This is a genomic window from Jeotgalibaca caeni (assembly GCF_028863945.1).
Lineage (GTDB): Bacteria > Bacillota > Bacilli > Lactobacillales > Aerococcaceae > Jeotgalibaca > Jeotgalibaca caeni.
The window spans coordinates 47,066-62,815 of record NZ_JARBEA010000008.1 but is presented as its reverse complement, the minus strand read 5'-3'; the positions used below and the strand labels follow the sequence as shown (position 1 = coordinate 62,815).

The following is a 15,750-nucleotide window of genomic DNA, read 5'->3' as shown; positions in this document are numbered from 1 at the left end:
ACATGATGAGCAGAATAGCTCTTTTTTTGCTGACTTGATGTTTTGCGGCACAAGTGCCGACTTAATTGTGTGCATCCGTAAGGATGCCCTGCACGTTTGGTTCGTTCATTCTTTGTTCAGTTTTCAAAGGTCAATCCGTTATCACGTCTGGCGTGTAACACGCTTTGTGACAACTACTTAATAATAGCACCGCTTCTTCGATTCGTCAACAACTTTTTTAATTTATTTTCAAAAAAGTTTGTTGCGTCTGTTTCAGCGACTTTTATAAAATATCATCTCCGTGCAAACTTGTCAAGCAATTTCAAATGTTTGATTTGAAGCTCATTCAAGCGCTCGAGACAACTTCTATATAGTAGCACCGCTTCAATATTTGGTCAAGACTTTTTCCCAAAAAATGTCTTGTAACGGTAGGTCATCATGATAGCATACAGAAGGAACCGGTGTCAAATGGCGTCAAAAAAGGAAGAGCCACTTATCGTAGCTCTTCCCCCTTCATACTTGTCACACGTGTCCTCTTAGGAACCAACACTACATCCGTTGGTAAACTTTCATTTATCCAAGTTTCATGTTCTTCAATATAGGGGGATCCGATATTAAATCAACCTTCCTTATCGGCTAACCCTGCAAACAGGACAACGGCCACAAGATGAAGATGAATAATGGGAAGATTCTTACAAACTTCAGAATGGGGCTTCTCGCCACTCTCAATCTGAAAAGAATCTTCTTCTACGTGAAAGCGCAAGGCTCAAGATGAAGGATTCTTCAAAGCTTTCTTACGATACTGCTTTGTTTTGGCTTCATCTATTTGATTCGAACTCTATGTTTCAAATATAATCGGTGTTCATTCGAGTTAGTGATTTTTTCGAGATTTTCATTTCTTTACTTCAATCGTTCACACTTTTGAATGAAGAACCTCCATCTATTTAGAGCTCTTGCGTTTCTGCGTAAAGAAAGATCTGTATACACTTCTCCTCTTTACTACTTCTCACGAAATGTATGAACTATCCTTCTCTACGTCTATATAATACCACGGAAGCGGTTCCAAGTAAAGGATAAACCCTTATTTTTGATTAAATGATGCTATTATTTCCTCCAAATTTAAATCAATTGTATCTTCTACAAAAAGATCGGCTCCACTCATCGCTTCAGCAGTTCCTACCCCTACAGAAAACATACCTGCCCGGTTAATTGCTTCAATCCCTGCTTCCGCATCTTCTACGCCCGCACATTCAGAAGAGTCTAGACCTAATGATTCTGCTGCCTGAAGGAAAATTTCAGGATCCGGCTTTCCTTTCCTTAATGTAGCTGGGTCAACGACTACTTCAAAGACATCGGCCAATCCTAGCCTCGTTAAAATGGTTGGACCATTTTTGCTGGCTGAAGCAAGAGCCAGCAGCAACTCTTTTTCTTGGCACGCTTTAATGAAGGAAGCTATTCCGGGCAACAAGTCTTCTGGCGAAATTTGCTGAATCAGTTGCTTATAGTGTTCATTTTTTTCATGAGCGAGGGCTTCTTTCTCTGCCTGTGTATAGTTATTTTCTTTGTTGCCGTAAGCCAGGATGCGGTCCAGGGAATCCATTCGGCTAATTCCTTTTAAGTTTTCGTTGAAGGCTCGGTCAAAGGTAATCCCAATCTTCTCCCCTAACTTCTGCCACGCAAGAAAATGAAATTCCGCAGTATCCGTGATAACACCGTCTAAATCAAAGATGATTCCTTTTAACATAAACTTCTCTCCTTTTATCAAAAAAGGACCAACGCAATGTGGTCCTTTCTATTCATTAAATCGATTTGTTTACTTCTCCGTCCAGAACAACGACTTCATCCATTAACTTGATTTCCAATGGTTCGCCTTCTTCTAACGTCAACGCAAGGCCTGCTTGATTAATGTGAACATCAATGAGGCGACCACGGAAGTTGATTTTGAAGTCATAACTTTCCCACGTTTTCGGTAAGAAAGGCTTAAAGGATAGTTGGCCGTCCGTAATCCGCATCCCAGCGAACCCTTGTACGATTGCTAACCAAGCACCACTCATCGATGTAATATGCAATCCGTCTTCGGTATCATTGTTGTAATTATCCAAGTCCAAGCGTGCTGTGCGCGAATACAATTCAACTGCCTTGTCTTCTCGGCCTAGTTCCGCTGCAAGGATTGCATGAATACTCGGCGACAAGGAAGATTCATGTACAGTCATCGGTTCGTAGAAATCAAAGTTCTTTTCTTTCTGTTCCGTTGTGTAGCGATCACCTAAAAAGTACATGCTTTGCAGAACGTCCGCTTGTTTAATGAAAGGTGAACGTAAAATTTTATCCCACGACCAGTTTTGGTTCAACGGGCGATCACTCGGATCCAACTCGTCAGCTGTTCGAAGTTCCTTGTCTAGGAACGTATCATGCTGAACAAAAATCCCTCGTTCTTCATCTACTGGATAGTACATGTTTTCCGTAATATCCTGCCAAAGTGCCTGCTCTTCCTCTGTTATGCCTAATTCATCCCGTTTCGCGGCAGCAACCTTTTCTAAGCTAGCCAACGTATACTCCAACGTCCAAGCAGCCATATTATTTGTATGGTAATTGTTGTTGATATTATTCTCATATTCGTTTGGTCCGGTGACACCATGAATCATGTACTGGTTGTTCCGTTTGGAAAAATGAACCCGATCCGCCCAGAAACGAGAAATTTCCACCAGCACTTCGATTCCTTCATTGACTAAATAACTCTCATCGCCAGTATAATTCGTATAGTTATAGATGGCATGAGCGATTGCGCCATTCCGGTGAATTTCTTCAAAGGTAATTTCCCATTCATTGTGGCACTCAATACCAGTGAAGGTCACCATTGGATACAGTGCGCCCTTCAGTCCTTGTTGCTTCGCGTTCACGAAGGCACCTTCTAATTGATTGTAACGGTACAACAGCAAGTTGCGCGGTATCTCCGGTTCAGCAACTGAGAGATAGAGCGGTAAAATAAACGCTTCGGTGTCCCAATAAGTGGCACCGCCATATTTTTCCCCCGTGAAGCCTTTTGGTCCGATATTCAACCGGCTGTCTTCTCCGTAATAGGTAGAGAACAATCCGTACAAGTTAAAACGAACCCCTTGTTGTGCTTCGTCGTCTCCTTCAATCTTCACATCCGCCTTCTGCCAACGCATGCTCCAGGCATCCATGTGTTCTTGAAGCAACGCATCTTTGCCCTTTTCCGCTGCAGCTTGAGCCAGCTTTCTAGCAGCATCTACTTGTGCAACTGGTTCAACGTCACGGCTCGTAACCATCGCCACATACTTGCGTAAAACAATGCGCTTCCCGGTTGCAACTTCTCCCGTAAACTTCTCCTTCACTTTCAACGGTTCAGTTAGACTGTCTTCCTTCGTCAGTCCGTCTACCTCGTTCACCATTGCTCCTGTAACCGTAAACCGATCGATGCCGAAGTTGTTCGGAATGGTGCGAGCGGTCAGGTAAGCTGGCGTTTCATTGCTCTCAGCAACTGCTTCCCAAAACATATCGTCGTAGTTTGCATCTTCGTTATGTACTTCGTTGTCCAGTCCAGGCATCAACCTAATCGTCGGATTTCCTTCTAGGACTTCTGCCTTCACTTCAATCACGGCAATTTCCTTTTGAACAATGCTCAAGAAGCGCTCGAAATGAAACCGAATCTTCACATTGCCTGCTTCATTCTGCCAATCGAAATGACGAGTCAAGACACCGGTTTGCATATCGGACTCTAGGTAGAAGTTATCAAAACGGTCTTTCGCCAAGTCAATTTGATGACCGTCCACTTCGATTCTGACTTGAATAAAGTTCATCGCATTGATCACTTTACCGAAGTATTCCGGATAACCAATCTTCCACCATCCGACTCGTGTCTTGTCGGGGAACCAAACACCTGCAAGGTATGTTCCTTCATGCGTATCCCCGGAGTAGCCTTCTTCAAAGTTCCCCCGCATTCCCATATAGCCATTTCCAAGCGACGTGAGACTCTCTTGCAGTCTTTTTTCATCTTGATGCAACTGTGTAGTTGTCAGCTTCCAAGGGTCAATCGCAAACAATCTTTTCATAAAGTCACCCTGCTCCTTCCTTTATTCTGGTTTCTTCTGGCGAGGGGCACCACTCTTCACATGTTCCACATACGCCTCAGAAAAACGTGTCTTGTAATAAATCATCACAATAATAATCACTAAGCCGAATGTCTGAGCGCTCATCATAGTTGTAATATCCGGCAGAATTAAACCTAACACCATTGCAACAAGCATCGGCAAACCCATCGCATTCAAAATTAAATTGACACTTTCCTTGTACGAATCGATTTCGATATAGGCACTCCGGCTGGCTAAGAAAATGAAAAATGCTGCGCCGAAGATTAAAAAGAGGTTCATTACTAACAAAATAGCCGCAATGATGAAGGAGAAAGTAGCGACGATATACGTTTGGTTGGCGTAGTACCATTGCTGACTAATTTCCTCCCGCACCTCGTCTGGCGTTGTCAAACTGGACCAATCCACATCAGCGGTATATGGTACCTCACTGATGGGCAAGTCACCTTCTTTTAGAATGAGGCGATTTTCTTCAAAAACAATTACGTTTTCTGCTTCTAAGGCGGTACTTGCTTCACTGTCGCTCAGGCCGCCTGCTATTAAACCATCTTCTGTTTGTAAATCAAACGAACGTTTAAAGGTTACGGTCCCGTTCTTTGTCTCCGTTTGGTCAAGTGCTGCCACCACTTCCTCGTCCACCATTTCTAAAAGGGTCGGGAAAGTTGCATCCAAACTGAAGACGGTCGTTCGTGCATAGTTCAGGGAAATTGGAATCATCATTAATCCATTCAAGAATAAAATGACAAATAGAATTTTCGGCCAGCTTAATTGTTTTCTCCCTAAGAAAGCTCTCACGGGAGTCCAAATACTGGTTAAATAATTTACGGGAAAAGCCGCATTTTGCATCAACAACACCTACATTTCACTTCATTTGGTCCCATTTTAAATGAACCATGACCATTACGCAAACCTTCCCGTATAAAGGGTTATCCCTTGGTACCACCAGCGGTCAAACCGGCTACAAAGTTCTTTTGCAAGAAGAAGAATAAGGTTGCGATCGGTACAGCAATCAAGATGGCACCGGCCGCAAAGAGCGCAACTCGTTGATCACGCGGGTTGTTGATAAAGGTCTGCAATCCATTCGCAACCGTATAGTTGGCTGGACTCCGCAAGAGGAACCGAGCCAATAGATATTCACCAAACGGAGACATAAATGCCCATAATGCCTGAACCGCAATCATCGGCCGTACTAACGGCAAGATGATTTGGGCAAAGGTACGCAGGTGCCCTGCTCCGTCCAAGCGTGCGGACTCATCCAATTCGATTGGGATCGTATCAAAGTACCCTTTCATCAACCACGTATTCATCGGAATCCCGCCACCGATGTAAACGAAAATCAAGAACCAGTGCTGATCCAAACCGCCTACCAAGAGCCCCATTACATAGAAGGCAGTCAAGGCAGCCGTTGTCGGCACCATTTGCATAATCAAGAAAAACTTCAAGGACTGCTTGCGTCCGATAAACCGATAACGGCTATAGGCGAAACCAGCTAGCGTAATGGCAATTACCTGAATCACCATCGTTGTTAGCGCCACTTTCAACGTATTCATATACCATTGTGGATACAAGGTATCGTTGAAGAGTCGTTTGAAGTTGTCCAACGTCCAAGGTCCGGTTAGTTTTAAGTCAAAGGCCAACAAGTTCCCAGCTCGGAAAGCTGAAGTGGCCGTAATGAGCAACGGATAGATAATAATGACACTCAACAGCGTTAAGTAGGCATAGGTGAAAATTTTATTCCACATCCGGCTGCGTTTTTGTGTATGAATTTTCTTCGGTTTTCTTTCTGCCATCTTCCTCAATCCTCCATTTCAAATGCACGCGTACGACTGAATATCAGCATCGAAATCGTGATGACGATTCCGGAAATAATCAATGTTACAGCGGCTGCGATGTTGTATTGCGGTGACTGTCCGGTCGTCAGCTTAAAGATCCAGGAAATTAAAATATCCGTTGACCCTGCGCCTGAACCGACACTTCCCGGTCCCCCTTCATTGAAGAGGTAAATCATAGAGAAGTTGTTGAAGTTCCCGGTGTATTGCGTTACGAAAATAGGGGCCGCAACAGCAAAAATTTGTGGCAAGGTGATGAAGCGGAATTTTTGAACGGGCGAAGCGCCGTCAATGACCGCTGCTTCGTACCAGTCATTCGGAATCGATTGAAGGATCCCGGAAACCAATACATAAATATAGGGGAAGCCTACCCAACCTTGAATCCCGATAATCGCTATTTTTGTCCAAAACGGATCGGTTTTCCAAGAAATGGCACCGATGTCCACAAACGGCAAGTGGTTCAAGAATGGAATCACTTGGGAATTAATGGCACCAACACTGTCGTTGAACATGTTTGAAAAGGACATTATGGTGATGAAAGCTGGTACCGCCCATGGTAATAGCAAAATAACACCAAAGATGCGCTTTCCTTTGATAAACGGTTGATTCAAGACCACTGCAGTGAAGATTCCTATGACGAGTTGCAAAGTCGTTGCCGCTACCGTCCAGATAACGGTCCAACTGAACACATCGAAGAACGTGTCACGGTACGTGCTGAGTGCAAAAATCGATGTGAAGGTATCAAATCCAACCCAGTCAACTAAGTTCGCTGGCGGGATATGGTAGAAATCATAGTTGGTAAAGGAAATGAAAATGGTCACCAATACAGGGAATAAAATGGCAAAAACCATAACGAGATAAGCTGGAATCGTAAGTAAATAGGCAAAGCCATTTTGATAAGCATTTTTTATATTCCCGATAGCCGAGTAAGCGACGTTCGATTCATCGAGTGCTCGTAATTTTGCTACACGACGAGCATCGTAAATATTGATCATATACATGAAAGCAAACACAATCATAATAAGAACTTGCAGCGACCCTTCAATCAGAAGGAATAGCGAGTTGTCTTCACGCGGCGTAGAGCCCAGCGTAATTAACCCTTCTAATGCTTCAGCCCCAAACAAGATGATTTCCAAAACAACGAGAACGGCAATGATGAAAAATAAAACAGCTTTGAAGAGTTGCTTATTGTAGAATTGACCCAAACCGGGAACAATCGAAAGCAAGGTTGCTTTTTTAATTCGCTGCTCATCCTCTGGGGAATACACATTTTTTTTCTTCTCTTGTTGATCTTCCAAGGTAATTCCTCCTTTACTGCCAAAAGAACAGCAGTCCCTCTATTTGAAAGAATTTCGGCAGAGACAGGGCACGTCTCTGCCGAAATAAATCTACCGATTAATATTTTTGTTCGATATTTTGTTGAATGACTTCAACGGTATCATTTGCTGCTTCTTCTGGAGTTTTGTTGCCAGAACCAGCGTCAAACATCATTGTTTCAGCTCCGACCCAAACCTCAGCCATTTCTGGAATGTTAGGCATTGGAACCGCTGTGTTGTATTGTTCGATAACCGCAACTGCCAATTCATTGTCGCCAGCATCTTGAATCGTTTGACGAGCTGTTTGGTTAGCAGGGATTTCGTTGGTATGTTCTTCAAACAAGAGCATCATATTTTCTTCGTTTGTCACATAGTTCAACCATTCTTGCGCAAGTTCATCAACTTCTGTGTAAGAAGAGATGATCCAAGCTTTCCCGCCGGCAAATGGTGCGTACTCTTCACCGTTTGGCAAGGTTGGAACTGGAGCAACTCCGAAATCAATACCGCCATCACGGTATGCTGCTGCTGCCCATGGTCCGTTGATAACGGCTACTGTGTTTCCGCCAACGAATTGGTCATCAATAAAGTTACCGGAAGTGGTTTTATCAAGCATTCCTTGTGGCCAGTATTCTTGGAACCACGTTTGTGCGTAAGAAATTGCTTCGATTGCTTCTGGTGAATTTAGCCCGATATCAGTAGTATCGGTTCCGTCTTCACCAAATACGTAGCCGCCAAATCCAGCAAGTAGTCCATAGGAGTGGTAGAAGTCTACCCAGTTTGCCAAGAAGGCACTTGATTTACCAGCTTCAGATGGGAATGCGTATTGCTCATCTTGTGCAAGTTTTTCTAATTCTTCGAACGTTGCAGGAGGTGTATCGGTCAATGCTTTGTTGTAATACATGACTAATGCTTCGATAACAAATGGATTTCCGTAAACAGTGTCGCCTGCAGTAACTTGCAAGTTATCTGTTTCATCGTAGCGGTCGTCATCTGGTAAGATTACTTCCAATAAATGTCCTTGTAAGCCAAGTCCACCTACGCGGTCGTAAGGTGCGATCATTACATCGGGACCTAGATTAGCAGGGCCATCAAGGGGTAACGCTTCCAAGTTTTCGAACATGTCACGCTCTGTTACTTCAATTGTTACACCGTGCTCTTCCTCAAATGCTGGAGCGATGGCATCTACGAAGGCCTTGTAGTCATCATCAATAGATACGTTCAACGTTTGACCAGAGAAGTCGCCGCCTGTTTCTGTTGTTTCAGAAGTACCGTTGGAGGTTGTTTCAGTTGTGTCTCCACCCTCTTCTCCCCCGCCACATGCAGCCAATAAAAATGCTGCCGATGCCATTAAAATACCTACTTTACCTTTTTTCCATTTTGTTAACATGTTTCCATCCTCCTTAGATGTCTATACTTGTTATTTTTACTACTTCTTCATTATCTAATTGAATTCACCTTATTGCAAGCGTTTGCCTGATGTTAACGGTAACAACATTGCGAAAGTGTCGAATACCCTTGTCCTTGCTAGCTTGCGAATGGAAAGGATTCCATTTTTCATTTAGCTGTTTGTTGCACAAAAATGAAGACCAGCGGAATCTTTATGGCTGATCTTCAGAGTTTTGGCACAAAGTCTGAAGACCAGCAACTTACTTCCGCTCATCTTCAGACTTTCGTTTGTTTAGTCGTGCAGCAACGGTTCATGATAATGTGCAAAGAGAATCGGTTCTCCACGAGTTAACAAGACGCCGTCGCGAACGGTATATGGTTCATCATCCAAATGATTGTTATATGTTCCATTTGGCGCATCCACTTGAACGACATGGGGTTCCCCGTCCAAACTGAAGATTCCGTGAATCGTTTTTCCGTGATGTGTGTATCTTCCTACTACCGCATTCGATTCTACTCCTGCTTCCAGCGAGTACGATCCTTCTTGCAAGCAAGGCTCCTGTTTGAAGCGGCAAAGTTTTTGCATCAATGGAGATAAATCAATATCCGCTTCTTCCCAAGGAACCGTGTCCTTGTTAAATAAATCGGGTAGCTTCGCTACTCCGCGCTCTTGCCCGGCATACAGAAGCGTAGCTCCCTTTTGAAAATATAAAAATGCGGTCCAGTTGCGGACAGATGCCGGATCCTGTACATAAGAACGGAAGCGCGGATGGTCATGGTTCTCCAAAAATTTCAGTTTCACATAATTAATTGGGTAAATACCGTCTTGGAACATTAAAATTTCCATGTAATGCTTCAAGCTGATTTCTTTCCACAAATAATCTTCAAAAAAGTCGTGAACATCATAATCATACGTCATATCGAAGGCTTGGAATACTTCGTTGTCAGACAAGCCGACGTTTTTACGGTCCCGGTGCTGGCGCAAGAATTTCGGATGAACCGACTCTGCTAACCAAACGGCGTCGGGATTAACTTCCGCAACTTCTTTTCGTGCTCGTAACCAAAATTCCAGCGGCACCAGACTGGCAACGTCACAGCGGAACCCATCCACTTTTTCTGCCCACATCTTCAACGTTTCAATCTGGTAGTCCCAGAGTTCTTGATGAGCATAATCAAGGTCGACGACGTCGTACCATTCTCCAACCTTGTTCCCCATTCTGCCATTGGGACGGCGATAAAACCATTCAGGATGTTCCTTTACCAAAATGGAATCTGGTGATGTATGGTTATAAACGACGTCAATCATGACTTTCATTCCTAATTCGCGAGCTGCTGCAACCAGTTCCTCGAAATCTTCTGGCGTCCCGTATTCAGGATTCACACCGCGAAAGTCGGAAATCGCGTATGGACTGCCGAGAGTCCCTTTGCGCATAACTTCGCCGATTGGATGAATCGGCATCAGCCAAATAATATCTGTCCCTAGCCCGCGAATGCGAGCCAGGTCAGGAATAACGGCCTGAAATGTGCCTTCTTTCGTATGGTTCCTCACGTAAATGCTGTAGATCATCTTGTTGCGTAGAGATGTATCGGTATCGAGTGCCATCAAATCTCTCCTTCTTCATAATCAGTTAGCAGGACAATCGCTCCATAAGGGCCTAAACGCACGCTGTCCCGAATCATCCGCACCCCTTCATTCTCAACAATCGGTCTGCGGTACGCAGAATCTGGAACAGAATCCAGTTGATACGTTTGAACTTCATCGGTGACGTTACAGATAATGGTCGCTACTTTATTGTTCAGTTCCCGTTCATATGCGTAAAAATGTTCTTCCGTTTCCAGTAGTCGGTATTCTCCATACGTAAAGAGATCAGTCCGCTTCAAGTCTAGTACTTTTTTATAGTGAATCAGGACACTGTTCGGATCGTATACTTGGTCACGCACATTATAAGTGTGTTCCACGTTCACCCCGCTCCACGGTTTAACAGTTGAGAAGCCGGCGAATTCACTATCGTCCCATTGCATGCCGCCTCGCGCTGCATCTTTTGACGTCTCCCGCATGTTATAGAGAATCCATTCGCGCGTATAGCCACGTTCGAGTGCTGCTTCATAAAAATCGGCTGCTTCAGGGGCATGGAAATCTTCCAGCCGGTCAATGTACAAATTCTTCATGCCAATTTCTTCACCGTTATAAATAAGCGGAATGCCTTTTTGCAGATACATCAAGGTCGCAAGCATTTTGGCACTGTTGTCACGGTAGATACGGTCGTCACCAATCCGGGAAACTACACGGGCCATGTCATGATTGTTCCAGTATAGAACAGGTCCACCTACATCCGCCATCATCTGCTGCCACTCATCCATGTTCGCTTTGAAACGGTCAAACAACAAGTTCGACTTCTGCATGCTTCCATTTAAGTCGGGGTCTTTTGCATCTTCGTCCATCGTGAAATAGTTGAAGGTAATGACCGAATCACAGCCTCCTTGCTCTGGATCACAGTAAGAGCGCGCCAGCTCCACATTTGCCGAAGCTGCTTCCCCAAGAATATATACATCTGGGAAATGTTCACGCAAGTCTGTTGTAAAAATCTTCATGTATTGATTTACTTTTGGCAAGTTGGCATAGTACTGCTCGGCGATTCCAATTTGTCCTTCTGGCAAGTCGAGGTCAGGGAAACTTTCCTCCTTATGCAAATGAATGAATGCATCCAAACGGAAGCCGTCAATTCCTTTGTCCATCCAGAATAAAGCCACATCTTCCATCGCTCGGCGCACATCTGGGTTTTCCCAATTCAAATCAGGCATTTCTTTGGCAAACAAATGGAAGTAATACTGATCGTCATTGGGTTCTTTTTCCCATACAGAAGATCGGAAAAATCCTTGCCAGTTGTTAGGCGGCTCTGTCCCGCCATTCTTGCCGTCTTTCCAAATATAGTAATTGCGGTACGGGTTGTCTTTCCCTTTTAATGCTTCTTGGAACCATGGATGCTGGTCGGAGGTGTGGTTCAAAACCAAATCAAAGATAATCTTAATCCCTCGATTGTGGGCTTCACGTATGAACTCCTCCACATCCTTCATGGTGCCGAACTGGGGATCGATTTCCATGTAATCCGCTACGTCATAGCCGTGATCGACTTTTGGCGAAGCGAAAATCGGGTTCAGCCAAATCATATTGACTCCTAAACTTTGAATGTAATCAAGTCGTTTGGTTATTCCTGGAATATCACCAATGCCATCTGCATTCGTGTCCTGGAAGCTCATTGGGTAAATTTGATAAAGAATGGTTCGATGCCACCATGGATGATGTTGTTCCATACTCTTCCTCCTTAAAAATATAACTCAACCTTAGCATACCTTGAAAAGGCTAACACAACAAAATGTTTTGTATTGTTACCGCTATCTTTTTTAGAAAGGAGAAAAATGGTTATAATAGAAGAAAGCATTTATAAAGGAGAAGACGATGGAAAAAACAATTGGATTTATCGGCAGCGGAAATATGGGCAAAGCAATTATTAAAGGACTGCTGAAAACGGGCTTTGCAACAGCGGATCAAATCATCGCTTCACGGCGGAATGAAGCGGCGCTGGAACAGTTGGCACAAGAATTAGGAATTCGAACGACCACTCATAATCCAGAAGTCGCAAAACAAGCGGATATTCTCTTCTTAGCGGTGAAACCAAATCTGTATGATGCGGTCATTGAAGAGGTACGAGCAAATGTGCCGGAAGAAACGGTGGTGGTAAACATTGCAGCCGGAAAGAGTATCGCCTCAATCGAAGCAGCATTCGGCCGCGAAGTGAAAGTGGCGCGGGCCATGCCGAATATACCGGCCTTAGTTGGTGAAGGAATGGTAGGCCTTTGCTTCAATGAGCTTGTATCAACCAAAGAGCAAGCAGAAATCGCACAACTTTTTGCAAGCCTCGGTAAGGTGGAAATCATTCCAGAAACATTAATCAGTGCTGTAATTGGTGCGAGCGGTTCTTCCCCTGCTATTTTATATATGGTAATCGAGGCAATGGCGGACGGTGCAGTGCGCGCCGGAATGCCACGGCAACAAGCGTATACCTTCGCTGCTCAAGCGATGCTGGGTTCAGCTAAAATGGTGCTGGAAACGGGAGAACATCCAGGGAAATTAAAGGATGACGTCTGTTCACCTGGCGGCACGACTATCGAAGCCGTAGCAACTGCAGAGGCGATGGGCTTACGTTCAGCTATTTTAGCAGCCGTTGAGGCGTCGATAGAGAAGTCTAAAAACATGGAGCAAGCTTAAGAAAACAGGCATCATTCGCGGTTTTGAACCTTCCACGAATGGTGCCTATTATTTTTCAATGATTCTTGTACTATTGCGAACGGTTAATTGCGTATCGAATTCGATGTTTTCGACTTCGTCTTTCGGATGCTGAATCTTTTTCAGCAATAAAGAAGCGCACACTTTCCCCATTTGGTACACGTCTTGCTTCACCGTTGTTAACTTCGGTTCTGAGACTTGATCCAAGAACACGCCGTCAAATCCGATGACGCCATAATCGTTTGGTACCTTCTTCCCAGCTTGATGGATGCCTAACTGAAGGCCTAATGCCAAGCGGTCCGAGCTGCAAACAAAGCACGTATTTTCTGGATAATCATGGATTCGCGTCCGAAAATAGTCCTTCGGCAAGGTTGAATGGTTGGCAAAACGCAGAATCTCAGTCTCCATCCCCTCTTCTTCCATTACCGATAAATATCCCGCTTCCCGAGAACGCTCAAAACGAGCATCGACATCAATTCCAATAAAAACAACTCTGGAATAGCCGCTCTCAATCGCATGACGGGTCGCCTTTGCTGTCCCTTCCCGGTTATTGGAATCGACAAAGGTAAAGCCGTAGTCATTTTCACCAAACAAGACGACTGGCTTCTTGATATTTTTAATCCAGGAATAATCCCCTTCACGCATTCCCATAATGATGAATCCATCACATTCGGTAAGGTCCGCACTGCTTTGTGTTACGAGCTGCAAGGCGTAGTGACTTTTATCCAACTCGCCAGCAATACCCATTAAGAGGTTCATATAGTAGGGCTCCGTTGTATCCAATTCCTCTAGAATCATCACCTTCACAATCAAAGTTTTATTTTGAGCCAACGCTTTGGCAACATTGTTTGGGCGATAATCCAATTCCTTCATGGCCGCATAGACTAGGTGGCGCAACTCTTCCGTCACTTGCTCTGGATGATTGATTACGCGAGACACGGTCATTTTGGAAACATTCGCCAATTTGGCAACATCCGTTAATGTGGGCATACGGTTCTCCTTCCCCTCAACTTGATACTTCTATTATAACGGAAAAAAAGCCTTTTTCGTAGAGTTGAAAAAGACTTTCTTCTTATCCTATTGTGCCTGCTGCGTATTGCGTTTTTCTTGGCAATTCGGGCAGATTCCATACACTTCCATCCGGTGATGGGTTACTTCAAAACCAATCAAGCTCTGAGCAACCATTTCCACATCGTCCAAAACCGGATAATATAAATCGACCACGTCCCCACACTCTTCACAAATGGCATGATAATGCTGTGTATTCGTGAAATCAAAGCGGCTGGAAGCGTCGCCGTAGGTCAGTTCTTTTACGAAGCCTACTTTCATAAACAGATGCAAGTTATTATAAACCGTTGCTGCACTCATATTAGGAAAACGATCCACTAGTGCTTGATAAATCTCATCGGCGGTTGGATGCGTGTCAGATTCTACTAAATATTCCAGAACAGCAAGACGTTGAGGCGTAATCCGAATCTTCTCGTTTTTTAACTTTGCAATGGAATCGGTTAACATTGAATAACCCATCCTGCCACACCTTTCCTCTAAATCTGTATTCTCTTTTTCATTATAGCAAAAAAACTTCGATTACGAAACATTTCCTATTAGCCTTTTTCACAAACCTTTGCCTTTCAACCGGCACTCCTTTACAATAAAGGTAAGAAAATATCTTTCGCTTCCACTTGTTTCGCGTTATAATTCATACCATCGAATAAAAAAGAAATTCGGAGCTGAAAAAACATATGAAACTAGGAGCTCGCTCATTCAAAACGGGACTCGCTGTAGCTTTATCCATCATTCTATCTCAACTACTCTTGCCTGACAGCGGGGTAATTGCAGGTATCTCTGCTGTATCTTCTACTCAACCATCAGTCGCTCGGTCCTATCAGTACTTAAAGGAACGGATGATCGCAAATACGATTGGTGGAATCCTCGCCGCCGTTGTTGCTTGGTCGGTCGGAACCAATGTGCTGGTTATCGGCCTTGCCTCCGTCTTGTTGATTTCCATTTTGAACTACTTGAAGCTCGGCAATGTGATCAGCCTCTCGGTCGTTACGATGGTTATTATTATGATGTCAACGGAAGGAAACCTGTTCCTCACTGCTTCGGCACGAGTTGCAGAAACGTTTATCGGGGTAATCGTTGCCTTTTTGGTTAACACCTTTATCCATCCGCCGAAATACGGCGAGCGCCTCTTCCACACGATTGATTATGCTACAAGTGAGTTTTTGATTTGGTTACGTGCAAGCTTACGAAAAAATACGAACTTTTCCATTATGAACAAAGACTTAAAATGGTCACGCCAGCAGTTATCTAAAATGGAAACTTTTTTCCAATTACTCCAAGAAAGTAAATTACCTTTTCGAAAATACCGCTACGATGAGATGCGCTTGTTGGTTATTTACCGTCGCATGATTGCCTGCGCAAGAGCCGCTTATAAAATCTTAGTCGTTATGCATCAGTACGAGAATGTTTTCTTCAACTTTCCCCTTGAAATGCGCATCATGGTTCGCGAACGCTTAGAAACGTTAATGAGCGGACATGAACAAATTATGCTGAAATTTTCAGGTCGAGTGTCGCCTGACCAAGTGAATTTCTTTAAGGCCAAACGAGAAGAACGGGAAAAGTTAATCGCTGACTTCTTCGAAAGTGTGCGCCGTGATAATGAGATGAGTAATCCTAATGATCGCAAAGGATATGGCGCCATCCATCTCATGAGTGCCATCTTGGATTATGAGGACGAGCTGGTTCGCTTTAATAAACTCGTGACCAATTATCGAATCAGCAACAAACATAGTCAAATTTCAAACATTGAAGACATTAGCTTATAAAGAAAAGCGTTCCAA

The 15,750-nt window shown here is 44.0% G+C and carries 13 protein-coding genes; 3 read left to right on the top strand and 10 right to left on the bottom strand.

Translation table 11 applies throughout. From position 1 onward, the window contains the following. Window positions 1-181 (top strand): hypothetical protein (locus PVE40_RS03110; RefSeq protein ID WP_274730412.1); only part of this gene is annotated, 181 nt, incomplete at its 5' end. 879 nt (window positions 182-1,060) lie between these two features. Here PVE40_RS03110 and pgmB read toward each other — a convergent pair. The 8 genes from pgmB to PVE40_RS03070 form a co-directional block, all read right to left on the bottom strand. Further along, window positions 1,061-1,723: a beta-phosphoglucomutase gene (gene pgmB, locus PVE40_RS03105; protein WP_274730411.1), complete on the bottom strand. Its 663-nt coding sequence runs from the start codon at window positions 1,721-1,723 to the stop codon at window positions 1,061-1,063. Window positions 1,724-1,778: 55 nt separating this feature from the next. Further along, window positions 1,779-4,052, bottom strand: coding sequence for a glycoside hydrolase family 65 protein (locus tag PVE40_RS03100; protein ID WP_274730410.1), 2,274 nt, complete (start codon window positions 4,050-4,052; stop codon window positions 1,779-1,781). Between the two features lie 21 nt (window positions 4,053-4,073). Further along, window positions 4,074-4,934: a DUF1189 family protein gene (locus tag PVE40_RS03095; RefSeq protein WP_274730409.1), complete on the bottom strand. Its 861-nt coding sequence runs from the start codon at window positions 4,932-4,934 to the stop codon at window positions 4,074-4,076. A gap of 80 nt (window positions 4,935-5,014) precedes the next feature. After that, window positions 5,015-5,878 (bottom strand): sugar ABC transporter permease, encoded by an 864-nt coding sequence (locus tag PVE40_RS03090; RefSeq protein WP_274730408.1) that lies wholly within the window; start codon window positions 5,876-5,878, stop codon window positions 5,015-5,017. Window positions 5,879-5,883: 5 nt separating this feature from the next. Next, window positions 5,884-7,215 (bottom strand): carbohydrate ABC transporter permease, encoded by a 1,332-nt coding sequence (locus tag PVE40_RS03085; RefSeq protein WP_420828508.1) that lies wholly within the window; start codon window positions 7,213-7,215, stop codon window positions 5,884-5,886. Between the two features lie 97 nt (window positions 7,216-7,312). Then, a complete protein-coding gene (locus PVE40_RS03080; RefSeq protein ID WP_274730407.1) occupies window positions 7,313-8,620 on the bottom strand; it encodes an extracellular solute-binding protein in 1,308 nt (435 codons plus the stop codon). Window positions 8,621-8,911: 291 nt separating this feature from the next. After that, window positions 8,912-10,222 carry an alpha-amylase family glycosyl hydrolase gene (locus PVE40_RS03075; RefSeq protein WP_274730406.1) on the bottom strand — a complete coding sequence of 437 codons (1,311 nt, stop codon included), beginning with the start codon at window positions 10,220-10,222 and terminating at the stop codon, window positions 8,912-8,914. Then, a complete protein-coding gene (locus PVE40_RS03070) occupies window positions 10,222-11,931 on the bottom strand; it encodes an alpha-glucosidase (protein ID WP_274730405.1) in 1,710 nt (569 codons plus the stop codon). Before PVE40_RS03070 ends, PVE40_RS03075 begins: the two co-directional genes overlap by 1 nt. A 130-nt stretch (window positions 11,932-12,061) precedes the next feature. Here PVE40_RS03070 and proC point away from each other — a divergent pair, with 130 nt between their 5' ends. Continuing rightward, on the top strand, window positions 12,062-12,886 hold the full coding sequence (proC, locus tag PVE40_RS03065) for a pyrroline-5-carboxylate reductase (RefSeq protein WP_338033465.1): 825 nt from the start codon (window positions 12,062-12,064) through the stop codon (window positions 12,884-12,886). Window positions 12,887-12,934: 48 nt separating this feature from the next. Here proC and PVE40_RS03060 read toward each other — a convergent pair whose 3' ends face one another. After that, window positions 12,935-13,894 (bottom strand): LacI family DNA-binding transcriptional regulator, encoded by a 960-nt coding sequence (locus PVE40_RS03060; RefSeq protein WP_274730403.1) that lies wholly within the window; start codon window positions 13,892-13,894, stop codon window positions 12,935-12,937. 87 nt (window positions 13,895-13,981) lie between these two features. Next, entirely contained in the window at window positions 13,982-14,431 is a 450-nt protein-coding gene (locus PVE40_RS03055; protein WP_274730402.1) for a Fur family transcriptional regulator, read from the bottom strand. 215 nt (window positions 14,432-14,646) lie between these two features. Here PVE40_RS03055 and PVE40_RS03050 point away from each other — a divergent pair, with 215 nt between their 5' ends. Next, window positions 14,647-15,735 (top strand): FUSC family protein, encoded by a 1,089-nt coding sequence (locus PVE40_RS03050; RefSeq protein WP_274730401.1) that lies wholly within the window; start codon window positions 14,647-14,649, stop codon window positions 15,733-15,735. Window positions 15,736-15,750: the final 15 nt, after the last annotated feature.